This is a genomic window from Corynebacterium marinum DSM 44953 (assembly GCF_000835165.1).
Lineage (GTDB): Bacteria > Actinomycetota > Actinomycetes > Mycobacteriales > Mycobacteriaceae > Corynebacterium > Corynebacterium marinum.
Window position 1 is genome coordinate 68,778 of record NZ_CP007790.1, and the last position, 22,682, is coordinate 91,459.

General features: G+C 68.0%; 24 protein-coding genes. 16 read left to right on the plus strand and 8 right to left on the minus strand.

From position 1 onward, the window contains the following. Window positions 1-67: 67 nt before the first annotated feature. A complete protein-coding gene (locus tag B840_RS00340) occupies window positions 68-1,615 on the plus strand; it encodes an SDR family oxidoreductase (protein WP_042620471.1) in 1,548 nt (515 codons plus the stop codon). A 74-nt stretch (window positions 1,616-1,689) separates the two neighbouring features. Here the strand turns inward: B840_RS00340 and B840_RS00345 are convergent, their stop codons facing one another. Continuing rightward, window positions 1,690-2,370 (minus strand): lipocalin family protein, encoded by a 681-nt coding sequence (locus B840_RS00345; protein WP_042620472.1) that lies wholly within the window; start codon window positions 2,368-2,370, stop codon window positions 1,690-1,692. A 409-nt stretch (window positions 2,371-2,779) separates the two neighbouring features. On the opposite strand from B840_RS00345, the gene B840_RS00350 reads away from it, so the two are divergent. The 7 genes from B840_RS00350 to B840_RS00380 are packed head-to-tail and all read left to right on the plus strand — an operon-like array spanning window position 2,780 to window position 8,573. After that, window positions 2,780-3,574, plus strand: coding sequence for a glycosyltransferase family 2 protein (locus B840_RS00350; protein WP_042620473.1), 795 nt, complete (start codon window positions 2,780-2,782; stop codon window positions 3,572-3,574). Continuing rightward, window positions 3,571-4,536 carry a polyprenyl synthetase family protein gene (locus tag B840_RS12790; protein WP_052491021.1) on the plus strand — a complete coding sequence of 322 codons (966 nt, stop codon included), beginning with the start codon at window positions 3,571-3,573 and terminating at the stop codon, window positions 4,534-4,536. Before B840_RS00350 ends, B840_RS12790 begins: the two co-directional genes overlap by 4 nt. Further along, window positions 4,529-5,440 (plus strand): phytoene/squalene synthase family protein, encoded by a 912-nt coding sequence (locus tag B840_RS00360; RefSeq protein WP_042620474.1) that lies wholly within the window; start codon window positions 4,529-4,531, stop codon window positions 5,438-5,440. Before B840_RS12790 ends, B840_RS00360 begins: the two co-directional genes overlap by 8 nt. 2 nt (window positions 5,441-5,442) lie before the next feature. Further along, complete coding sequence (gene crtI / locus B840_RS00365; RefSeq protein ID WP_342341966.1) at window positions 5,443-7,083, plus strand: phytoene desaturase family protein; 1,641 nt, start codon at window positions 5,443-5,445, stop codon at window positions 7,081-7,083. Beyond that, entirely contained in the window at window positions 7,076-7,420 is a 345-nt protein-coding gene (locus tag B840_RS00370) for a lycopene cyclase domain-containing protein (RefSeq protein WP_042620476.1), read from the plus strand. Before crtI ends, B840_RS00370 begins: the two co-directional genes overlap by 8 nt. Then, entirely contained in the window at window positions 7,417-7,713 is a 297-nt protein-coding gene (locus B840_RS00375) for a lycopene cyclase domain-containing protein (protein ID WP_042620477.1), read from the plus strand. The genes B840_RS00370 and B840_RS00375 overlap by 4 nt, the downstream gene beginning before the upstream one ends. Then, the gene (locus B840_RS00380) at window positions 7,710-8,573 is read left to right on the plus strand and encodes a prenyltransferase (protein WP_042620478.1); all 864 of its coding nucleotides are present in this window, start codon (window positions 7,710-7,712) and stop codon (window positions 8,571-8,573) included. Before B840_RS00375 ends, B840_RS00380 begins: the two co-directional genes overlap by 4 nt. Here the strand turns inward: B840_RS00380 and B840_RS00385 are convergent. Genes B840_RS00385 through B840_RS00400 form a run of 4 tightly spaced genes read right to left on the minus strand, consistent with a single transcriptional unit; the run spans window position 8,570 to window position 12,416 of the window. Further along, window positions 8,570-9,901 carry a M20/M25/M40 family metallo-hydrolase gene (locus B840_RS00385; protein ID WP_042620479.1) on the minus strand — a complete coding sequence of 444 codons (1,332 nt, stop codon included), beginning with the start codon at window positions 9,899-9,901 and terminating at the stop codon, window positions 8,570-8,572. The genes B840_RS00380 and B840_RS00385 overlap by 4 nt on opposite strands. A gap of 14 nt (window positions 9,902-9,915) precedes the next feature. Further along, complete coding sequence (locus tag B840_RS00390; RefSeq protein ID WP_042620480.1) at window positions 9,916-10,581, minus strand: methionine ABC transporter permease; 666 nt, start codon at window positions 10,579-10,581, stop codon at window positions 9,916-9,918. After that, entirely contained in the window at window positions 10,578-11,591 is a 1,014-nt protein-coding gene (locus B840_RS00395) for a methionine ABC transporter ATP-binding protein (RefSeq protein WP_042620481.1), read from the minus strand. Before B840_RS00395 ends, B840_RS00390 begins: the two co-directional genes overlap by 4 nt. Before the next feature lie 6 nt (window positions 11,592-11,597). Then, window positions 11,598-12,416, minus strand: a complete 819-nt coding sequence (locus B840_RS00400) for a MetQ/NlpA family ABC transporter substrate-binding protein (RefSeq protein ID WP_156971800.1) — start codon at window positions 12,414-12,416, stop codon at window positions 11,598-11,600. Between the two features lie 159 nt (window positions 12,417-12,575). On the opposite strand from B840_RS00400, the gene B840_RS00405 reads away from it, so the two are divergent. The 6 genes from B840_RS00405 (at window position 12,576) to B840_RS00430 (ending at window position 16,550) form a co-directional block, all read left to right on the plus strand. After that, entirely contained in the window at window positions 12,576-13,661 is a 1,086-nt protein-coding gene (locus tag B840_RS00405; protein ID WP_042620482.1) for a baeRF3 domain-containing protein, read from the plus strand. A gap of 198 nt (window positions 13,662-13,859) precedes the next feature. Next, window positions 13,860-14,855 (plus strand): biotin synthase BioB, encoded by a 996-nt coding sequence (gene bioB, locus B840_RS00410; protein WP_042620483.1) that lies wholly within the window; start codon window positions 13,860-13,862, stop codon window positions 14,853-14,855. Next, window positions 14,855-15,094 carry a biotin synthase auxiliary protein BsaP gene (gene bsaP / locus B840_RS00415; RefSeq protein WP_042620484.1) on the plus strand — a complete coding sequence of 80 codons (240 nt, stop codon included), beginning with the start codon at window positions 14,855-14,857 and terminating at the stop codon, window positions 15,092-15,094. Before bioB ends, bsaP begins: the two co-directional genes overlap by 1 nt. Window positions 15,095-15,198: 104 nt before the next feature. Continuing rightward, window positions 15,199-15,456, plus strand: a complete 258-nt coding sequence (locus B840_RS00420) for an Rv0909 family putative TA system antitoxin (protein WP_042620485.1) — start codon at window positions 15,199-15,201, stop codon at window positions 15,454-15,456. A gap of 219 nt (window positions 15,457-15,675) precedes the next feature. Next, window positions 15,676-15,984: a monooxygenase gene (locus B840_RS00425; protein WP_042620486.1), complete on the plus strand. Its 309-nt coding sequence runs from the start codon at window positions 15,676-15,678 to the stop codon at window positions 15,982-15,984. A gap of 23 nt (window positions 15,985-16,007) precedes the next feature. Then, the gene (locus B840_RS00430; RefSeq protein ID WP_052491024.1) at window positions 16,008-16,550 is read left to right on the plus strand and encodes a DUF4334 domain-containing protein; all 543 of its coding nucleotides are present in this window, start codon (window positions 16,008-16,010) and stop codon (window positions 16,548-16,550) included. Here B840_RS00430 and B840_RS00435 read toward each other — a convergent pair. Further along, complete coding sequence (locus tag B840_RS00435) at window positions 16,547-18,025, minus strand: succinic semialdehyde dehydrogenase (protein WP_042620487.1); 1,479 nt, start codon at window positions 18,023-18,025, stop codon at window positions 16,547-16,549. The two genes, B840_RS00430 and B840_RS00435, sit on opposite strands and share 4 nt — an antisense overlap. A 524-nt stretch (window positions 18,026-18,549) precedes the next feature. On the opposite strand from B840_RS00435, the gene B840_RS00440 reads away from it, so the two are divergent. Next, window positions 18,550-19,740 carry an ATP-binding protein gene (locus B840_RS00440; RefSeq protein ID WP_169745285.1) on the plus strand — a complete coding sequence of 397 codons (1,191 nt, stop codon included), beginning with the start codon at window positions 18,550-18,552 and terminating at the stop codon, window positions 19,738-19,740. A 34-nt stretch (window positions 19,741-19,774) separates the two neighbouring features. Here the strand turns inward: B840_RS00440 and B840_RS00445 are convergent, their stop codons facing one another. Together B840_RS00445 and B840_RS00450 are read right to left on the minus strand one after the other, a co-directional pair. Beyond that, complete coding sequence (locus B840_RS00445; RefSeq protein WP_042620488.1) at window positions 19,775-20,821, minus strand: NAD(P)-dependent alcohol dehydrogenase; 1,047 nt, start codon at window positions 20,819-20,821, stop codon at window positions 19,775-19,777. Between the two features lie 234 nt (window positions 20,822-21,055). Next, window positions 21,056-21,592, minus strand: a complete 537-nt coding sequence (locus tag B840_RS00450; protein ID WP_156971801.1) for a Rib/alpha-like domain-containing protein — start codon at window positions 21,590-21,592, stop codon at window positions 21,056-21,058. 154 nt (window positions 21,593-21,746) lie between these two features. Between B840_RS00450 and B840_RS00455 the strand changes: the two genes are divergently transcribed. After that, window positions 21,747-22,679 carry a Sir2 family NAD-dependent protein deacetylase gene (locus B840_RS00455; RefSeq protein WP_042620490.1) on the plus strand — a complete coding sequence of 311 codons (933 nt, stop codon included), beginning with the start codon at window positions 21,747-21,749 and terminating at the stop codon, window positions 22,677-22,679. Window positions 22,680-22,682 lie beyond the last annotated feature (3 nt).

The window sequence follows — 22,682 nt, forward strand, 5'->3', positions numbered from 1 at the left end:
GTCACGGTTCGGCCATGAAATCCCCGGAGGCCGGACGGGGCCGCCCGCACGTATCTATCCTGGACCCATGTCTACCTCACTCCCCGCCACCCTCGACTACACCGCCCGACACGGGAGCCGGACTGTGCTGGTCACCGGGGCTTCCGGTTACGTCGGCGGCCGCCTGGTCACTGAGCTGCTGGCCGCCGGGTTCCAGGTCCGCGCCTCCTCCCGCCGGGTGGAGAGCCTGCGCCGGTTCGACTGGAGCGACAGGGCGGAACTGGTGGAGGCGGACCTCACCGACGCCGACGACATCGCCCGGATCATGGCGGGTGTCGACGTCGTGTTCTACCTGGTCCATTCCATGGGCGGCCAGGACGAGGACTTCGAGGAGGTGGAGAAGCGGACCGCCACCCTGGTGGCCGACGCCGCGGGGGAGGCGGGTGTGTCGCAGATCGTCTACCTCTCGGGCCTGCATCCCCGGGGACGGCAGCTGGAGGACCTGTCCAAGCACATGCGCTCCCGGGAGCGGGTGGCCAAGATCCTCCTCGAGGGCAAGACCCCCACGCTCGTGTACCGGGCGGCCACGCTCATCGGCTCCGGTTCCGCCTCTTTCGAAATGATCCGGCACCTCACCGAACGGCTGCCGGTGATGGTGGCGCCGCGGTGGATCAAGAACCGCATCGAACCCCTGGCAATCCGGGACGCGCTCTACTACCTCGTCCGGGCGGCGGACCTCGAGGAACCCGTCAACCGGGAGTTCGACATCGGCTGCGGGCAGGACTACGAGTTCGCGGACCTGATCAGGATCTACGGCCGGCAGAAGGGGCTGCGCCGGCGCGTTTTCACCGTCCCGCTGCCGCTGCCCATGGACACCCTCTCCGGCGGCTGGATCGGGCTGGTCACGCCCGTGCCGGCCGGGCTGGCGGTACCCCTGGCGCAGTCCATGGCGGAGGACGCCGTCACCGAGGAGCACGACATCGCCGAGATCATCCCCGACCCGCCCGGCGGGCTGATCGACTACCCGACGGCGGTGACCCTGGCGGTCAAGGCGGAACGCGGCCGTGGGGTGCCCACCTCCTGGGACCGGAGCTGGACCAGCGTCGGTGACGCCGCGGACAGTCTGCCCACGGATCCGGAGTGGACCGGGGAGTCCGTCTACGAGGACGTCCGCTCCGGGGAGTCGGAACTTCCGGCCGAGAAGGTCTGGGAGGTCGTGGAGGGAATCGGCGGGCCGAACGGCTGGTACTCCGCCCCTTCGCTGTGGCGGGTGCGCGGCATCATCGACCGCCTCATCGGCGGGCCGGGGCTCGGCGGACGGCGCGATCCGCGCCACCTGGCCGTGGGCGACAAGGTGGACTGGTGGCGGGTGGTTGAACTCGACCGGCCCCACCGGCTGGTGCTGGCGGCCGAGATGAAGATCGACGGCCGGGCCTGGCTGGTCATGGAGGTCAAGGACCGCGGCGAAGGATCCACCTACGTCCAGCGCGCCCTCTACGCCCCGACGGGACTGCTGGGGCGGCTCTACTGGTGGTCCCTGCTGCCCTTCCACGCCCTCATCTTCCCGGTCATGCTGCGCACCATCCTCAGGACGGCGGAAGAGGAGAACCGGGCGGGCGGGGACGGGCGCGCGTAGAAGGCCCTGCCGTCGAGGGGCCCCGGCGGAATGTCCGCCGGAGCCCCGGGGGCTACACGCGGTTTAGCAGCGGATTAGAGCAGGCAGAGCGGGGTGGCGTCCTTGCGGCCCTCCGCCATCGGGACGGTCAGGAAGGAGCAGTCCCACCAGCCGCGGTCGGCGACGGTGGTCTTGACCAGATTCCACTGTTCGGCGGTCAGGTTCGGGGTGCGGCTGAGCACGAAACCGGAGCGGCGCTGGGGGTCGCCGACGATGGCCAGGGTGTAGTCCCCGGTGGGGTTGTCCTCGGCCAGGTAGGTGATGCGGTAGTTGACGGGTCCGTTCTCGTCCTGGAAGGGGATGCCGGGGAAATTCACCCGCAGCGAGGCGTTGGTTTCGGTGTTGCGGATGGTGGCGGTGCCGTCGATGACGGAGTCCGAGCTGATCCGGGAGCCGCAGGAGTTGCGCACCGACAGGGCGGTGCCGTCCTCGTTGAGTTCGTAGTCGGCGGTGGTGTCGTTGGTGCACTGCAGGGTGTACGGCTGGGGGACTGCGGCCACCTGGTACCACCTGCCGTCGTACCTCTCCGGGTCGACGACGAATCCCACTTCCCGCAGTTCCGGGCCGGTGCTGGAACCGGCGGGCAGGATGTCCGCGGAGATGCTGGAGTTGCGTCCGCCGTTGGTCAGGTCCTGTGCTCCGGCTGCGGCGACGGAGAGCGGGGAGATCAGTGCGGCGAGCAGGAGGGCGGCGCCGAATTTCTTGGAGGTGCTCATGAGCAGAGCCTTTCGCGGAAGTGTACGGGTGCGGTGAGGGGGCCTGGCCCCGTGGAAAAACTAGTTAGCCAGGCTAACTAGTTTGCACTCTAGCGGGCAGGGCGCGAGTGGGTGACTGTCTTCGGGAAAATTACCCCCGGGGCAGGGCCCTGGGGCAGGGCCTCGGCACCCCCGTCGGCGTGGTGGATGGGGCGGCCGGGGCCTGATTAGTTAGCCTGGCTAATTAAATGCCAATATGGTGTATGGCGGCTGTCCAGATGCCAGTTGAAGGCACAATGGAACCAGCCTTCCCACTTCACCTCCCTCGGGGGGGGGCGGGGATTGATTATTGTGACATCACAGAAAGTGCCACGCCCATTTTATCCAGTAGGACTTACCTCCATGTCGACGCTTTCCTGCGCGGTCACCGATGAGTGACGCACCCGTATCAGCTGGCCGCCCGGCGCTCAGCGTGATCATCCCCTGCCTGAACGACGCGCGCCTGCTCGACCGCTGCCTGCGCAGCCTCGGTGCGCAGTCGGTCGCCCCCGCCGAGGTCATCGTGGTCGACAACGGGTCCACCGACGATTCCGCTGATGTCGCGCGCCGTCACGGGGCACGGGTCGTCGACGAGCCGCGCCGCGGCATCACGTGGGCGACGAAGGCCGGATTCGACGCCGCGGGAGGCGACGTCCTCATGCGTATCGACGCCGACGTCGAGCTTGACCCCGACTACCTGGAGCGCGTGCGCGACATCTGGCGGAGAGCCGAGGCATCACCCGGCCGCCGTGTGGTCGGGGTGACCGGTTCCGCCCGTTTCGAGATCCCGGGCCCAGCAGGCGACATCGCCAGCTCCCTCTACCTGGGCGCCTATTTCCGCAGCGTCGGTTCCACGCTGGGGCACTATCCCCTGTTCGGCACCAACTACTCGATCCGCGCCGACTGGTGGGCGGAGGTCCGCGACTCGGTCGACCTGAGCGACACCTACGTCCATGAAGACATGCAGCTCTCCTTTGCCGTGCGTGCCGACGAGACCGTCTGGTTCCAGAAGGACCTCGTAGTGAGCATGGACGACCGTGCCCTGCACGGGATCCGGCAGGTGGCGGTGCGCTTCCACCGGGGTTTCTACACCGTCCTGCGCAACTGGCGGAAGCACCCTCCCCACCGCCGGCTGGCGCAGCGGGGCCTGCTGGGAACACGGCTGCGGGAGGTGCTGGCACCGTGACCCCGGACCTCGATTCCCGGATCGGCGCTTCGCTGACGCTGCTGGAGGACTTCCTCGCGCGCGGCCGCGCCCAGATCCCGCACGACGCCCGGCTGCTGGCGATGGCCTACGACGGTGTGGCCGAATTCTCCCTGGGCGGCAAACACCTGCGTTCCCGGCTCGTCCATATCTCCGCCGGCGACGTCGCCGGCGAAGGCCTCCAGGCCGCCACGGTGTTCGGGGCGTGCGTGGACCTGCTCCACGGGGCCTTCCTCATCCACGACGACATCATCGACCGCGACGACCTGCGCCGTGGCCGCCCGACCATCCACGCGGCGGTGCGGGACGAGTACGGGGACGCTCACCTGGGCACCTCGCTGGCCATCGTCGCCGGAGACCTGGGAATCAACGGCGCCCTCCAGCTGCTGCTCACCTCGGACCTGGCGGACGACGTCGTCCGCCGCGGCATGCGGTTGCTCTCCTCCGCGGCGCACGAGACGATCACCGGCGAGATCCTCGACATCGCCCACCTGGTGGAGCCGGACCCCGACCTGGAGCAGGTGCGGCTGAGCAACCACCTCAAGACCAGTGAATACAGCTTCGGCACCCCGCTCAAGCTCGGCGCCCTGGCGGCCGGGCGGGACCCGGCGTCGATGAAGCCGATCGCCCACGCGCTGGGCAACGCCTACCAGGCGGCCGACGACATCGCCGGCGCGGTGGGCGACAGCGAGGTCACCGGCAAGCAGACCGCGGGTGACGTGGTCAACCGGCGTGCGACGTTGGTGACCATGAGGATGGACCCCGAACAGCCGACGGACCCGCAGGCCCTGGCCGGGATCATCCGCGACGTCATCGCGGAGGGTGACTCCCACCTGGCGGATGCCCGCCGGCTCATCGACGAGACCGACCTGGCGCCCGGCATCCGGGAGAATCTGCACCACATCACGAACCGAATCGAAGGGATGCTGCGCACCCATGCCTGAGCAGACGCCACCGGACCGGAAGCAGCTGGGGGAGTTCCTGGACCGCTACGACCGCGCGGCGGTCAAGGCCTCCCACGAGGTCATCCTGTCCTACTCCACGAGTTTCTCCCTGGCCACCCGCCTGCTGGGCAAGCAGGTGCGCACGGACATCCGCAACCTCTACGCCATGGTGCGCATCGCCGACGAAATCGTCGACGGGACGGCACGGGCGGCGGGTCTGAGCCCCGAGGAGACCGCCGCGGCACTGGACGACTACGAGAGCGCGATCCTGGCCGCCCCCGCCCGGCGTTTCCACGTCGACCCGGTCCTGCACGCCTACGCGCTCAGCGCCCGCCGTTGCGGTTTCAACCCCGAGCATGTGACGGCTTTCTTCTCCTCCATGCGTCGGGACCTGAACCAGACGACCTACGACGAGCAGAGCTTCGAGGACTACGTCTACGGCTCCGCCGAGGTCATCGGCCTGCTGTGCCTGTCGGCCTTCCTGGTGGACCATCCGGTCACGGAGGAGCAGCGCGGCCGGATGGAGGAGGGCGCGCGTTCCCTGGGCGCCGCCTTCCAGAAGATCAACTTCCTGCGCGACCTGGCGGAGGATTCCGGGACCCTGGGCCGCGCCTACTTCCCCGGCCTGGACGACCACGAGCTCACCGAGGAGCACAAGGCGCAGTTGATCACCGACATCCGCGGCGATCTCGCGCACGCCCGCACCGTCATCCCCCTGCTGCCGTTGTCCGCCCGCACCGGTGTGCTGGCGGCGGCGGAGCTCTTCGGCACGCTGACCGACCAGTTGGACGAGCTTCCCGCGGCGGAGCTCACGCGCCGACGCGTCAGCGTGCCGCGCCGGACGAAACTCGCGATACTGGCGCGGGCGGTCGCCACCGCCCGGTGCATGAACCCCGCGACCTGAACCTGAGAACCCGAACCCTAGAAACGAGAATCAGACACATGGCAGACAACACCCCCCGCTCCGCCGTCGTGATCGGAGCCGGCGTCGCCGGATTGGCCACCGCCGCGCTCCTGGCCAAGCAGGGTATGAAGGTCACGGTCGTGGAGCGCACGGACAACGTCGGCGGCCGCGCCGGCGATTTGACGCTGGACGGGCACCCCGGTTTCCGCTGGGACACGGGCCCGTCCTGGTACCTCATGCCCGACGCCTTCGACCACTTCTTCCGGCTGCTGGGCACCACCACGGAGGAGGAGATCGACCTGGTCGACCTCGCTCCGGCCTACCGGGTGTTCCCCGAGGGGGAGGCCCCGGTGGACGTGCCCAGCGGCGTGGAGGCGGCCGTCGAATTGTTCGAGTCGATCGAACCCGGCGCGGGGCAGAAGCTGCGCGATTACCTCGACAGCGCCGGCGACACCTACCGGATCGCCATCGAGCGTTTCCTCTACACCACCTTCTCCGCGCCGGGCCCGCTGCTGCACCGCGACGTGCGCCAGCGCCTGGGCAAGCTGGCCAAGCTGCTGACCCAGCCCCTGGATTCCTTCGTCAACGCCCGTTTCCGCGACCACCGGCTGCGCCAGGTGCTCACCTACCCGGCGGTGTTCCTGTCCTCGCGGCCGGAGACCACGCCCTCCATGTACCACCTGATGAGCCACACCGACCTGGTGCAGGGCGTGCGATACCCGATCGGCGGCTTCACCTCCGTCATCCAGGCGATCCACCGCCAGGCGGTCAAGCACGGCGCGGTCGTCGAGCTGGACACCGAGGTCACCGCAATCACCACGCGGAAAGAAGGCCGCAAGGATGTGGCGACCGGCGTGCGCGTCCGCCGCGCCGACGGCCGGGTCGAGGAGATCGGCGCCGACATCGTCGTCTCCGGCGCGGATCTCCACCACACCGAGACCCGTCTCCTGCCGCCGAAGTTGCGCACCTACCCGGAGAAGTACTTCGCCTCCCGCGATCCGGGGCTGGGCACCGTGCTGGTCATGGCGGGTGTGAAGGGCCGGCTCCCGCAGCTGACCCACCACAACCTGCTGTTCAGCCGCGACTGGACGGAGGACTTCGAGGCCGTTTTCGACGGGCCGGTCCCCAACCGCCCGCTGGACGCGTCCCGTTCCATCTACGTCTCCATGCCCTCGGCGTCCGACCCGGACGTGGCGCCCGAGGACCACGAGAACCTCTTCATCCTCGTGCCCGTCCCCGCGGCCGAGGAGATCGGGCACGGCGACGCCTACCGCGGGCAGGCCTCCGATCGGGTGGAGGCCATCGCCGACGCCGCCGTCGACCAGATCGCCGAGTGGGCGGGCATCCCGGACCTGGCCGAACGCATCGTCGTGCGCCGGACCCTGGGCCCGGTCGACTTCGCCGAGCGCTTCCACGCCTGGCGGGGCGGTTCCATCGGCCCCGGCCACTCGCTGCGCCAGTCGGCGTTCCTGCGCGGCCGCAACGTCTCCGGGAAGGTCGACGGCCTGTACTACGCGGGCGCCACCACCGTGCCCGGTGTGGGCGTGCCCATGTGCCTGATCTCCGCCGAGAACGTGGTCAAGCGCCTGCACGGCGACACCAGCCCGGGCCCGCTCCCGGAGTCGGGGGGCGCCCGTGCCTGAGTTCTTTGAGCCCTTCACCTATCTGACGATCCTCCTGGTCGTCCTGGTCTGCATGGCGTTGTGCGACTGGCGCTGGAAACTGGCCTTCTTCCTCGACGCCCGCCGCGCCGCCGTGCTCAGCGCGGCCGTCGTCGCGGCGTTCCTCGTCTGGGACGCCCTCGGCATCGCCACCGGATCCTTCTTCCGCGGCGGTTCCTCCTACATGACCGGGGTGGTCCTCGCCCCGGAGATGCCGGTGGAGGAGCCGATCTTCCTGTTCTTCCTCACCTACCTGACCATCAACCTCACGGCCGGGGCGCGTCTGCTTCTCGACGCCCGCGGAAGGCGGTCCGCATGACCTACCTGCTCATCAGCCTGCCGTTCCTCATCCTCGCCGCGGTGCTGTGGGTCATCCGGCGCGGTTCCGCGCCCCGCCAGGTGGCGGTGACCGCGATCGTCGCCGCCGTGCTCCTGGTGCTCACCGCCGTCTTCGATAACCTCATGATCTGGGCGGAACTCGTCGGCTACGGCGACGCGCAGCGCCTCGGACTGCAGGTCGGCCTCGTGCCCGTCGAGGACTTCTTCTACCCGCTGTTCGTCGCACTGATCGTCCCCGCCTTCTGGCCGGGGAGAAAGAAGCAGCATCCATGACAACCATCCTCGGGGTGCTCTCCGCTTCCCGGCCCATCAGCTGGGTCAACACCGCCTTCCCCTTCGGCCTGGCCTACCTGCTGGCCGGTGGGGGACTGGACTGGCTGTTCTGGGTTGGCGTGCTCTTCTTCCTCATCCCCTACAACATCGCCATGTACGGGATCAACGACGTCTTCGACTACGAATCCGACATCCGCAACCCCCGCAAGGGCGGCGTCGAGGGTGCCGTCCTGCCGAAGTCGATGCACGCACCCCTGCTGTGGGCCTCGGCGCTGACGACCGTCCCCTTCCTGATCGCGCTGTACGCGGCCGGGACCTGGACCTCGGCGCTGTGGCTGACCGTCGCCATGGCGGCGGTGATCGCCTACTCCGCGCCTCCCATGCGGTTCAAGGAACGCCCCGTCCTGGATTCGGTGACCTCGTCGGCGCACTTCGTCACCCCGGCGATCGTCGGCGCCACCATCACCGGCGGCGAGGCGGGCACCCACTTCTGGTTCGCGGCCGGCGCCTTCTTCCTGTGGGGGATGGCCAGCCACGCGCTCGGCGCCGTGCAGGACGTGAAGGCGGACCGCGAGGGCGGGCTGAGTTCCATCGCCACCGCCTTCGGCGCCCGGCTGACCACCCGCCTGGCCGCCGGCGCCTACCTGCTGGCGGCGCTGCTGGTCTTCGCCCTGCCCGCCCCGGGGTGGATCGTGGGTATCGCGGGCCTGGGCTACGTGGCCAACACGCTGCGCTTCTGGAACATCACCGACGCCACCTGCGAGGACGTCAACCGCGCCTGGCGGGTGTTCCTCTGGCTGAACTACCTCGTCGGCGCGATCGTCACGATCACGCTGGCGGCGGTGTTCATCGGGATCTAGACCCCGCAGAAGCGGCGGACCAGCGAGCGGTAGGCCTGCACCGTGAGGTCGAGGTCCGCCAGCTCCAGGTGCTCGTCGTGGGTGTGCAGCTGCGAGAATACGTCGCCCAGGGTGCGCTCCCGGGCGTGCAGGGCGAAGCCGTAGCCGTTGCCGCCGAGACGGCGGCCGAACCGCAGGTCCGAGCCGCCGGCGGCGATGGTGGGCACGACGGGGACGCCGGGGAAGAACTCGTCGAAGGTGTCCACCAGGGCGTCGTAGAGCGGGCCGGAGGTGGGGGAGACCGTGGCCGACTCGGAGATGAGACGTTCGATGCGGACCTGGTCGGCGAGGTCGCCGAGTGCTCCGGTGAGAAGCTCGTCCACATCGTCCTGGGTGGTGCCCGGCAGCGGGCGGATGTCCAGGTCGAGCGTCGCCGCCGAAGGCAGCACGTTGATGGCGGTGCCGGAACGCAGGATGGTCTGCGAGATGGTCAGCCGCGACAGGGCGTGGGCGTAGCGCTTGAGGTCCTCGCCGAAGTGCTCGAAGGCGGCCGGGTCGGTGCCCTCCAGGAGTGCGGTCTCGACCTCGGGCGAGAAGCGGAACGCGCGGACGAAGCCCTGCCAGAGGTGGTCGTCGGAGACGGGGATGTCGATCTGCGAGATACGGCGCGCAACCTCGGCGATCTTCACCACCGCCGAATCGCGGCCGTAGGGGTTGGAGCCGTGGCCCGCGTCGCCGGTGACGTGCAGGCGGCGTTGCGCGGCCCCCTTCTCGCCGACGACGAGCACCAGGGCGTCGGAACCGTCGGAGATGGGCAGGTGGGATCCGCCGGTCTCGGAGACGGTGTTGCGCCAGGAGAAGGCCTCGGGGTGGTGCTCGGAGAGCCACTTGGCCCCCAGCCCGCCGCGGGCCTCCTCGTCGGCGACGCCCACGAAGGTCAGGGTGCCGGTGGGGCGGCCGGTGAGGGCGGCGTCGCGAAGCACGGCGGCCATCGTCGCGGTGATAAACAGCATGTCCATCGCGCCGCGGCCGTAGATGCGGCCGTCGCGGATCTCCGCGCTGAAGGGGTCGACGGTCCAGTGGTGGCGGTCGACGGGCACGACGTCGGTGTGGCCGAGGAACGTCAGCGGCTCGGCGTAGGGGTCCGTGCCGGGCAGGGTGACCACGATGCTCACCCGCCCGGGCGCGGACTCGTAGCGGTTGATCTCCAGGCCGGGGACGCCGTCGAAGAAGAGCTCGAGCGTGTCCGCGTTGTGGACCTCCTGGCCGGAGGACGGCGTGAGGTCGTTGACGCAGGCGTTGCGGATGAGCGCACGGAGGAGGGCGAGGGTGTCGTCGTAGAGCGGCATGGAGTCCAACCTATCTAGTCCCGGGCACGGCGGGCGAGCCAGTTGCCCAGAGACTGGATGCCCTGCACCACGATGATGAGGATGATCACGGTCGCGATCATCGCGAAGGTGTCGAACTGCTGGTAACCGTAGGAGATCGCCAGGTCGCCCACGCCACCGCCGCCGATGGTGCCGGCCATGGCGGTCGCGCCGATCAGGCCGACGGTGGAGGTGGTAAGCGCCAGGATGATCGAGGCCCGGGCCTCCGGCAGCATGAACCACCGGATGGTCTGCCACATCGTCGCCCCCATCGACTCGGCGGCCTCGAGGATGCCGGGGCCGACCTCCAGGAGCGAGGCCTCGATGAGACGGGCGATGAAGGGCGCGATATAGATCGTCAGCGGCACCAGCGCCGCGGTCGTTCCGATCGACGTCCCCGTGATCAATCTGGTCAGCGGCACGATGGCCACCATGAGGATGATGAAGGGAACGGAACGCACGATGTTGACCACGAAGTTGGTCACCGAGTAGATCAGCCGGTTCGGGCGCAGCGCGCCGGGGCGGGTGATCACCAGCAACAACGCCAGGGGGATGCCGGCGAGCGCACCGATGAACAGCGAGATCCCCACCATGTAGAGGGTCTCCCAGCCTGCGTCGATATACTGCTGCGGAGTCACGCGGGTGTCGAATAGTTCCATCATGGGAGTACCTCCACGGTGAGTCCTGGCTGTTCAGCAAGCCATTCCAAGGTGTGCGACACCGCCGCGCCGGGCCCGGTCAGGCCCAGCACCATCGTGCCGACGGTTGTGTGCCGCAGCGGGGCATCTGAGGCGTGCAGCAGGGCTGCCTGCACGTCGAACTGCTTCTCGACGTCGCGCAGCACCGTCCGTGCCGCCCCGCCCGTGTGGACGAGGCGGACGACCGTGCCGGCCTTGCCGTCTCGGACCTCCTCCGAGAGGGAGTCAGGTAGGCGCTGCGGTACGACGGTTTCCACGAACCGTCTGGTCAGCGGGGCCTGCGGATGGGCAAAGATTTCATCCACCGGACCGTTCTCGATCAGTTCCCCGTCCTCCAGGACGGCGACGTTGTCGGCGATCCGGGCGATCACGTCCATCTGGTGGGTGATGATGACCACCGTGATCCCCAGGTCCTCGTTGATCTGTACCAGCAGGTCGAGGATCTGGGAGGTGGTGATCGGGTCGAGTGCGCTCGTGGGCTCATCGCACAGCAGAACCTTCGGACGGGTCACCAGCGCGCGGGCGATGCCCACCCGCTGGCGCTGCCCGCCGGAGAGCTGCCGCGGCTTGTGGGTGGCGCGGTCGGCGAGACTGACACGTTCGAGAGCCTCGGCGACCCGCCCGCGGATGGTGTCCTTGGGCGTGCCGGACAGCATGAGCGGCATAGCGACATTCTCCGCCACGGTCTTCGAACCCAGCAGGTTGTAGTGCTGGAAGATCATTGACACTTCACGGCGCAGGCCGCGGAGACCGGCCTGGCTGAGCGTGGCCGGGTCCTGGTCTAGCACCGTGACGGACCCCTCGGAGGGGGTCTCCAGACCATTAACTGTGCGCAGCAGGGTGGACTTACCCGCGCCTGAGGTGCCCACGACCCCGTAGACGGAACCGGAGGCGACGTTGAAACTCACACCAGCCAGGGCGGTGATGTCACCGTAGCGCCTGCTGACGTTGTCGAAGGAGACAGCTGTGCTCATCAGGGGTTACTTGATGGATTCCGGGACGAACCAGTAGTCGTTGACGTTCTCGTCCTCGAGGAACTCGTGGAAGGAGTCATCGCGGTAAGCCTCCGCGACTGCTTCGGCCCATTCCGTACCAACCTGGTCGGCACGGGTGACCGCCACGAGGATGAGCTCCGGGCGGAGATCCTCCTGGAAAAGCTGCAGATTCGGATCCACGCCGGAGGCGTAGCTCATCGAACCCGGGATCACCCCCCAGTCCAGGTCCTGCAGGGCGCGCGGGATGGTGGCGGAATCCATGACCTGGATGTCCAGGTTGTAGCGGTTCTCGTCGATGTCGTTCTCCGTGAGCAGCGCCGGGTCAGCGCCGTCCTTCAGGGTGATCCAGCCGGCATCGGCGAGGATGTTGTAGGCGCGGGCGGCGTTGGAGGCGTCCATCGGGATGCCCACGGTCTGGCTGTCTGCGACGTCTTCCAGCGAACTATGACGCTCAGAGTACAGGCCGGCCGGGACCGTCGGGACCTCGGTGATGGAGTCCAGCTCGGCGCCGCGCTCGCGATTGAACACCTCCATGTAGGCGGTGTGCTGGTCGACGTTGAGATCGACGGCGCCTTCCTGCACGGCGGTGGTGGCCTGTTGCAGATCGGAGAAATTGGTGTATTCGATGGTCCAGCCGTCTTCGGCGAGAATCGGGTCGATGCCGTCCTGGAAGAGGACGGAGTAAGGGCCGGGGGAGACACCGACGCGGATTGTCTTGTCATCGGTGCTGTCCGAGGCGCATGAAACGAGGCCGAGGGAGAGCGCGGCGACACTGACGAGGACGAGGGAACGTTTGAAGATCATGAAGATTTCCTTTGGGTCGTGTTCTAATGATGCTCATGGTAGACCTATCGGTCAGTTTTTGCTAGACAAGCCTGTCTTAAATGGCGCGGTGCGACTCTTTCAGGTCACGGATCGGACAAACTCTCTCCGGGGGAGGGGACCGCTCCGTAGGCTGGGAACATGAATACCCGGAACGCCATCACAGCCTCAGACCCCGTCCGTCATGACGAGCTCCGTGACCTGGCCACGAAGCCCGGACCCGTGGTTTCCCTCGTGTTGCCGACCCACCGCGGCGGCGTCGAGACCCTGGCCGACTCCCAGCGGCTCCGGCCGCTGCTGGAGGAAGCCCGTAAGGAACTCGCCGAGCGCTACCCGGACGCCGATGCCGAATCCCTGCTCGCCCCGGTCCAGTCGCTCGCGGACTCCCGCCGCTTCTGGCAGGAGCAGTCCGACGGTCTGGCCGTCTACGCCTACCCGGGCGGCAGCCGGCACTTCCGCACCGACCGCGACTTCGTCCCGGCCGTCATCGTCGGCGACCACCCCAACCTGCGGCCCATCCTGCCGCTGTTCACCGAAGACCAGGAGTTCCTCCTCCTGGCCGTCGGCCGGGATAAGGTCCGCATCTTCGAGGGTGACCGCGCGACCATCACCGAACTCCCGCTCGGGGACATCCCCGCCTCGGATGAGGACGCCGAGGGCGTGAACACCCGCGAGCCGGAGATCACCCGGCAGTACTCGCAGACCTCCGCCGCCCACGGCCAGGGCCCCCGTGACTACAACGTGCTCAACGGCTTCCTCCAGCAGGTGAGCAAGGGCTTCGAGGCCCGCTTCACCAACGACCGGCGTCCGCTGATCCTGGCCACCCTCGAGGAGTACCGCGGCGCCCTCGCCGAACACATCACCACCGTGAAGGTGCTCGAGGAGATCGTCCCCGGCTCCCCGAGCGAACTCTCCCCGGCCCAGCTGCAGAAGAAGGCCTGGCCCATCGCCGCGGCCGAGGGGAAGCGTCGCCACGACGCCACCCTCGAGCGCCTCGGCGATGCCCTGGGCACCGGCCGCGCGACCAATGACACCGGGTTGATCGGCAGCGACTCCGCCACCGGCCGCGTGGACACCCTGGTCCTGGCGGAGCGCGCCCTCACCGAGGACGCGCGCGCCGACGAACTCGACGCGGCCATCGCCAACACCTTGGCCAACCGCGGCACCATCGACGTAGTGCCCGATCTGCAGGGCAACCACGCCGCCGGGGCGATCTTCCGCTACTAGCGCTGCAGGGGACAGGGCCGCCGACCCTGGTGAATCTGGTTGGACCCTGCGCATCTGCACAGGGTCCAACCAGATCCACCGGGTGAAGTGCCCTGAGCGGACTCTGCCCTGCCCACCCCTTTCTTGAACGTCGTTCAATAGGGTGGGCTACACTCGGCCCAGTCTCTTAAACACCGTTCAATGACTGGAGCCTCACCCATGTCCGACATCCTCGCCCGAACCCGCGCAACCGCCTTGGAGAAGGGGGAGGGTCTCAGCGAGCCGGAGCTCCTCCAGGTCCTCGAACTGGGTGACCAGCACCTTCCGGAGCTGCTGGACCTTGCCCACCAGGTCCGCCTCCGCTGGTGCGGCGAGGAGGTGGAGATCGAGGGCATCATCTCCCTGAAGACGGGCGGCTGCCCCGAGGACTGCCACTTCTGCTCCCAGTCCGGACTCTTCGAATCCCCGGTGCGCTCGGTGCAGCTCGACGTCGCCGAGCTCGTGGAGGCCGCGAAACAGACCAGGAAGTCCGGGGCCACCGAGTTCTGCATCGTCGCCGCCGTCAAAGGCCCCGACGAGCGCCTCATGCGCCAGCTCGAGGAGGCCGTCGCCGCCGTCCGGGCCGAGGTGGACATCAACATCTCCGTCTCGGTGGGCATCCTCACCCGGGAGCAGGTCGACCGCCTCAAGACCGCCGGCGTCAAGCGCTACAACCACAATCTCGAGTCAGCGCGTTCCTTCTTCCCGCGCGTGGCCACCACCCACACCTGGGACGAACGCCACCGCACCCTCGAGATGATCCGCGACGCCGGCATCGAGGTCTGCTCCGGCGGCATCCTCGGCATGGGCGAGTCCCTCGCGCAGCGCGCCGAGTTCGCCGTCCAGCTCGCCGCGTTCGCACCTGAGGAGGTCCCGATCAACTTCCTCGACCCGCGCCCCGGCACCCCCTTCGCCAGCCGCCCGCTCATCGACGCCGCCGAGGCGCTTAAGGCCACCGCCATGCTGCGCCTCGCCATGCCGAAGGCCACCCTGCGTTTCGGCGGCGGCCGCGAGCTGACGCTGGGGGATCTCGGCGTTGAGAAGGGTCTGGCCGGCGGTGCGAACGCCCTGATCGTCGGCAACTACCTGACCACCCTCGGCCGTCCGATGGAAGACGACCTGGACATGCTCGACGGCCTGCGCATCCCGATCAAGGCCGTCGGCCAGGTCATCTGATGGGTGAACTCGCAGCGGCCGTCGCCGCGGGGGAGGCCCCTGACTTCCACCCGAACACCGGCGTGGAGATCGGCGTCGGGACAGGGCGTCCGCTGTCCGCCGGCGCCGCGGCCGGCCTGGAGCCCCCGCGTTACTGCCAGCTCTGCGGTCGACGCATGAAGGTGCAGGTCAGGCCGAACGGCTGGGTGGCCGGATGCTCCCGCCACGGTGAACTGGATTCGGTGCTCTTCGAGCGCTGAGAGGTCAAGATCGGATCACGGAGCATCCCGAACGTGGCGAACCCGCCGGGGCCGTGGGTACCGTCGGGGGCAGCACTGACCGACGAACGAAAGGACCGATAGCAATGGGCATCATGGATGGCGCCAAAGACAAGGCCCGCGAGTTCCTCAGCAGCGAAGAAAACTCCGACAAGCTCCTCGATCGGGGTGAGCAGTTCGCCACCGGCCGGCTGGGGGAGGACAAGGCGGAGCACATCGCCAAGGCGCGTCACGCCGCCGATGAGCGTATCGGTGACGGCGAACAGCCGAGCCCGGAGCAGCAGGCCGATCCGGGTGATCTGGCCGACCCGAACCAGTCGGGCCCCAGTACCGCCCCCGCCTAGCATCTGAGCTGCAGGGAAGGCGCCGACCCTCGGTGATGGGTCGGCGTTTTGTCGTGCGGGCTGATGTCAGGATCGGACTGATTCTTGTCCTGGATTTTCCTGGCAGGGCGATCTCGGGGAAATTTCAGCCTGATCCTGACATGCGGGCCTTAGCGTCGTACGGCGGCGGCCGGTCGACGCCCTGGGTCTCAGGGGCTGATCTTGCCGTAACCTGGGCGCATGACACAGCTCCTGGTTTTCGAGTTCCCGTCCACCGGCCCCTTCGGTGCCGAAGCTGAGACCGCCTACGCCGACCTGGCGAAAGACATCGCCGGGCAGGAGGGGCTGATCTGGAAGGTGTGGACGGAGGACCCGCAGCGCGGTGTCGCCGGCGGCGTCTACCTCTTCGCCGATGAGGCCAGCGCCCAGGCCTACGTGGAGAAGCACACCGCGCGCCGGGCGGGCTTCGGGATTACCGACATCACCGCCACGTCCTACGAGGTCAACGAGGGTCTTTCCCGCATCGACCACTGCATCCTGGAGCGCTGACCCCGCCCTGTCTGGAGAGCCCCGTGACCGGTGACGTGATCGTTGAACTGGAGGGCGGCGTCTCTCCGCCCCGTGCGCTGGAGATCTTCGATTCCCTCCCGGCCGTGAGCATCGAGGAGATGTACGGCCGGTGGGCCGGCTCCGAGGCGCCCACCGACAACCCCCTCGACGGGCTGCTGGGAGCTTACGGCTGGCACGGCAAACGCTTCTCCTCCGCGGACGGGGTGGCCCCGCTCGTCTTCGGCCACGACGGAGAGCTCTTTGAGGTTGAGCCGGCCGTCATCCCCGTGCGCCTGGCACTGAGGTTCCCACGACTCGTGCGCCACCCGGCGGTGGTCGCGGTCGGGCGTCTTGGCCTGCCCCTGCTGAAGGCCCGCCGGCCGAAGGCACGGCTGCGCATGGTCGTCTACCGCGGGGTGGCCACGGCGACGATGATCTACGACTCCCAGCCCATCAACGACCATTTCCGCCGACTCGACGAGGACATCCTCCTCGGCGCGATGGACCTCCGTGGCCTGCCTGAACCCTTCTTCTTCCTGCTACGCCGCGAGATTACCGCCCGTTAACGCAGCAGAACCCGCCCGTAGCGCAGGGCCTTCGACATCACCTGCGCGTACTGCTCGCGCGGCATGTCGGCCGGTCCGCGCAGCGACAGCCCCCGCTGCGCGGCGACGGTCCGCTCCTCGGTGTACTTGAGCAGGCCCACCTCGCCGTGGCGGCGGCCCACGCCGGACTGCTTCCACCCGCCCATGGGGGCGTCGAGGGATCCCCAGGCGGCGGCGAATCCGTCGTTGATGTTGACGGTGCCTGTCTGCAGGCGGGAGGCGATCTTCCGGGCGGTGGGTCCCGCGCCCCACACTGAGGCGTTGAGGCCGTAGTCCGATTCGTTGGCCCTGGCCACTGCCTCGTCGAGGCTGTCGACGACTTGGACGGTGACCACCGGCCCGAAGGTCTCCTCGGCGAAGAGCTCGGCGTCGGAGGGCACGTCGGTCAGGATGGTGGGGGCGTAGAAGGCCGGGCCCAGCTCATCCAGCTCGCGGCCGCCGGTGAGGATGGTGGCGCCGCGGGAGACGGCGTCGTCGACAAACGAGGCGACCCTGAACTTGTGCTCCTCGGAGATGAGCGAGCCCATGTCGACCGTCCAGTCGCGGCCGCCGCCCACGCGCATGGCATCGGTCGCGGCGATGAAGCCGGTGAGGAAATCGTCGGCGACGTCCGCGTGCACGAAGATCCGCTCGATGGAGATGCACAGCTGGCCTGAGTTGGAGAAGCATGCGTTGATGGCGCCGCGGACCGCGCGGGGGATGTCGGCGTCGGGTGCGACGATGAGCGGGTTCTTGCCGCCCAGCTCTGCGGAGTAGCCGATCAGACGCTCGCCGGCGACTGCGCCCAGCTTCCGGCCCACGGGCGTGGAACCGGTGAACATGAGGTAGTCGCACTCCTGCGCCACGGCCTGGCCGGTCACGGCGCCTTCGCCGGTGACCACCTGCATGACGTCGCGCGGCAGGCCGGCCTCCCGCAGGAGCTCCACGGCGCGCAGGGCCGTGAACGGGGTCTTCTCGTCCGGCTTGAGCACGACGGCGTTGCCGGCGAGCAGCGCCGGGAGGGCGTCGGAAAGCGCCAGCGAGAGCGGGTAATTCCACGGCGAAATGATGCCCACCACGCCCTTCGGGGCGCGTTCCACGTGGGTCCGGGTGAGCACGGGCACCGCGCCACGGACCCGGCGGGGTTTGAGCAGGCGCGCGGCGGCGTGGGCGTAGTGGCGGGCGGTGACGGCGATGTCGAGGATCTCGTCGAAGGCGCTCGCGCGGTTTTTGCCGGTCTCGTCCTGGATGACGTCCAGGATCTCGGACTGCCGTTCGAGGATGAGGTCGTGCATCCGGAGCATGATCTTCTTCCGCTGCGCTACCGGGGTGGCGGCCCAGGCGGGTTGCGCCGTCCGGGCGCGCGCGAAGGCGTCCGAGGTGTCGGCGGCGGTGTGGGCGGGGACGTCACCGATGCGGGATCCGGTGACCGGGGAGGTGACGGTCAGCGTGGTCATGCCCCCACGGTAGCGATCTATGCTCGGAGGGCATGCCATCCATCTTCATCACGGGCGCAGCCGGCGGCATCGGCCGAGCCGTCGCCGAGAAATTCCTCGCCGCGGGCTGGACCGTCGGCGCCTACGACATCAATCCCGTCACCTGGTCGCCTGACGTCCACGCCGGGCTCATCGACGTCCGCGGCGCTTCATCCTGGGACGCCGCCCTCGCCGAGTTCGCCGCCGTCACCGGCGGGCGTATCGACGTCGTGAACGACGACGTTGGTGTGATTCTCGGCGCTCGTGTCGCCCTGCCGTACCTGCGCCCTGCCAGCGTAGCGCCCGGTGCCCACCGTCCCGCCATGGGAAGCGGCCATAGGGCGGGAGGAACAGACGGGGCACGACCCCACACCGGCCGATGTCGATGGAGGGAACCCGCCCTTCCGGGAAGAGCGGAAGAAGAGAAACAACCATTTCACAGGGTTTTAAAAAAGAATATAAAAAATATAAAACTTTATAATTGCCGCCCAGCTAGGATCGGTGCCATGAACCGAAAGAAGAACCCGTTCCGTGCCTCGCTGGGTGCCACCCCGCCTGTGCTCGTCGGACGTTCTGAAGTCATCGAGGATTTTGCTCTCGCGCTCGACGAAGGACCGGGTTTTCATGAACGGGTCACTCTTGTCACGGGGACTCGGGGGATAGGCAAGACGGTCCTGCTCAATGCGCTGGAGGACACGGCGGAAGAACGGTCCTGGTGGGTGATCAGTGAAACCGCGACACCTGGCTTCGTCAACCGCATCCGTGACACCGCTTATCGGCGCATGGTCGGCCATCTCCGGGAGACTCGACAGAAGTTGAGTTCATTCACACTGGCCGGGTATGCCCTGAACTGGGAGGATGGGGAAACCCACCATCCTGACACGACGCTGCGTGACGTGTTGACGGAGTTTCTCTATCTCCAGCATCAGCTGGATGAACGCCTGGGACAGGCGCCTGTGGGGCTGCTCATCACCATCGATGAACTCCACTATTCGGTCAGTGATGAGGTGATTGATTTCGGCACGGTGATCCAGCATCTGGTACGAGAAAACGCCGACATCGCGGTTGCGATGGCGGGGATCCCTGCGGCTGTCAAGCCTCTTCTGGCCAGTAAAGAGGCCCAGAATCCGGTCACGTTTCTCCGCCGGGCGAACCGGGTGGAACTTGGAGCTGTGTCAGATGAGGATGTAGAGACTGGCCTGGTGAAACCGGTGGAAGCGGCCGGGCGGTCGTGGGATCCGCAAGCCTGTGGCGCGGCGGTGGCCGCCTGTGGGGGCTATCCCTTCATGATCCAGCTGGTGGGGCAATGGTCCTTCCACTACGCCCAGGGTGATGTGATTGAGGCCGACGCAGCTGAGCGCGGAATAGCCAAGGCGCAGCGCAAACTCGGTCAGCTGGTGCATGAACCGGCCCTGGCGGATCTCTCTGATGTTGATCGGACCTACCTTGCGGCCATGGCCAGAGACGACGGACCCTCACGAACCGCTGAGATCGCTGAAAGGCTCAGCGTCAGCCCCCAGTATGCCAACCAGTACCGGCGCCGACTGATGGAGGCCGAGATGATCCTTCCGGTGAAAACCGGTTACGTTGATTTCGAACTTCCCTACATGAGGGATTACCTGCGGGAACACATCGTCAACGACGCGTTCTCGCTGGTTCTGGGTGAGGACGGACAGCCCCGCCTCCCCGGCCTGTGAAGGTGGGGGAGGCGGGGCGTCGATAAGCGGTCGCCTACTGGTGCGGCACGATGACGGCCCGGCCGGCGATCTTGCCGTCGACCAGCGCCTGGTACGCCTCGAGGGCGTCGTCCAGGGAGTAACGGGTGACCTGCGGGACGATCTGGCCGGCCTTGTACATGTCGACGACCTCGTGGAGCTCCTCGACGGTGCCCCAGTAGGTGTTGACCAGTTCGGCCTCGTACGGGGTGGTCAGGAAGGCCCACTCGTAGGGGGAGAGGTTGCCGATGCCCACGATGCTCACGCGGCCCTGACGTGCCACGGACTGCATGGCGGTCTTGACGGTTGCGCCCACGCCGACGAAGTCGAGGACGACGTCGGCGCCCTTGCCGCCGGTGGCCTCGCGGATGCGCTCGACCTGGCCCTCGCCGCCCGGCACGGTGACGGCGCCGAGCTTCTCGGCCTCCGCCATCGCCTCCTCCTTCATGTCGGTGGCGATGATGGTGGCGCCGGTCAGCGCCTTGAGGATCTGCACGCCGATCATGCCCAGACCGCCCAGGCCGATGACCAGGACGGACTTACCGCCGCCGTTGAGCTTCGGCAGAGCGAGCTTGATGGCGTGGTAGGGGGTCAGCGCGGCGTCGGCCAGCGGGGCGGCGTCGATCGGATCGGCGTCGCCCAGCGGCACCAGGTTACGGGCGGGGACGACGAGGTACTCGGCCATGCCGCCGTCCCGGCCCAGTCCGATGCCGGCGTAGGGCATCTCCGCGGCGTTCTCGCAGTAGGTGTCCTGGCCGCGGGTGCAGGCGCGGCAGCGGCCGCAGCCCACGGGGCCGTAGACCAGGTGGGCGGAGCCGATCTCGAAACCTTCGACACCCGGGCCGAGCTCCTCGATCCAGCCGGAGTTCTCGTGGCCGAGGACGAACTCGGGGTCCATCTGCGGGTTCAGGCCCTCGTCGAACTCGTGGAAGATGGCCACGTCGGAGTGGCAGGCGCCGGCGCCGGCGACCTTGAGCAGAACCTCACCGGGGCCGGGGGTGGGCTTGTCCACCTCCTTGAGCGAGGGGAATGTGTGGTAGCCGGTGTGGACGACAGCCTTCATGAGGTGGTGCTCCTTCGGGTTGGTGCGGGGCACCCGGGCGGGTGCCGATACCGTCCAGCGTAGGTACGTTCCGGGAGGTTTGCCTGGTGGGAATGTTATTCAACTAGGGAGTGCTAAAGGGCGCGACCTCAACGGCGCGATCTCGGTTTCATGTGTAAAGAAGAGGACATGGAAGCGGGATTGCGTAGTTGAGGTCGCGCCCTTTGGCCCGGGTGGTGCGGGCCCGGATGCCAACTACTCCAGACGGGAGGACTCATCCAGGGCCTTGGCGGCCGAGGACTGCCCGAAAGGAGAGAAATGCGGGCCCCACAGCGGCTCAGACGAGCCCAGCAGTCTGGCGCTCAACATGACCCAGCCGGGAATATCCACGTAATAGTCCACCCCGACCTTCACGGTCACGGTCTCCGTGGAGGCGTCCGGATAGGTGACTAGCAGCGGAATCTCGAAGTTGCCGTCCACGGTCACCGGCGGGGTCACGGACAGGACGTTGTCGGTGAGGGAGATGTCCCAGCCCTCTGCGCGCAGCGACTCCACGGCGGCGCCCTCTTCGAGTGTGACGACAGTGCCGGCCGGAAGATCGGTCCCCTCCACGGGAGTGGAGGTGGCGGTCTCGCCGTGCATCACGTAGATCCCGTTGTAGGCCACCGGGTGTTTGTCTGCATCAGTCTGCTCGACCACTTGAGAGGTCGTTTCTGCCGTGGCGGGCGCAGCCAGGAGGCCGCCGCTCACGGCGACGGCAGTGAGCAGGGAAATCAGTTTTCTGGAGAGCACTTCTACAAACCCCTCGGAAGAAATTCAGTTGCCGCAGCGAGTTGTGCGGCCGGCAGAACCATACCCAGGCCCGGTGGCCCGGCGCCACCGCCACGAACAATCGTGCGACCGGGGGCTCTGTCCCGCCGGCGGAGTCCCACGTAAACTTGCCCGCGTGAGCTTCGCCGACCCCGCCGTCAACGACTCCCACCGCGCGGCCCTACGGTCGATTGCCCGGGTGGTGGAGGAGAAAGCCGCGCCCACCCCGCCGGCGGAGGCGCTGGAGCGTATCGTTGGCCAGCTCGGCCGGGGCCCCTCCCTGGTGCTCACCGGCGCGGGCGTGTCCACGGACTCCGGGATCCCCGACTACCGGGGGCCGCGCGGGTCGCTGAGCAGGCACCGGCCGATGACGTACCAGGAGTTCAGGCACGATCCGGCGGCGTCGCAACGCTATTGGGCCCGGTCTTTCGTGGGCTGGCGGCAGATGTACGTGGCCGAGCCGAACCGCACCCACTTCGCCCTGGTGGAACTGGAACGCGCCGGGTTGCTGCGCGGTCTGGTCACGCAGAACGTGGACGGCCTGCACCGTGCCGCCGGTTCGGGGAATCTCCTGCACCTGCACGGTGACCTGGACACGGTCATGTGCCTGGACTGCGGCCGGCGGGAGGACCGCGCGATCTTCGACGAACGCCTCGAGGCCGCCAATCCGGGCTACCTGGCGTCCATCTCCCTGGATCCGGCGATGGTCAACCCGGACGGCGACGTGACCCTGCCGCAGGAGGCGGTGGACCGGTTCAACATGGTCGGTTGTGTCCGCTGCGGGTCGCGCCGGCTCAAGCCGGACGTGGTGTATTTCGGTGAGCCGGTCCCGCAGCACCGCAAGCAGGATGCTGCCCGCATGCTCGACGGGGCGGCGTCGTTGCTGGTCGTGGGGTCCTCGCTCGCGGTGATGAGCGGCTACCGCTTCGTGCTCGATGCCCAGCGCCAGGGCAAGGCGGTTTCGGTGATCAACGGTGGTCCCGGCCGCGCCGACCACCGGGTGGACGTGCTGTGGCGTACCCCGGTGGCGCCGGCGTTCGACGCGCTTCTCGACGCCCTCTCGCTCTAGATT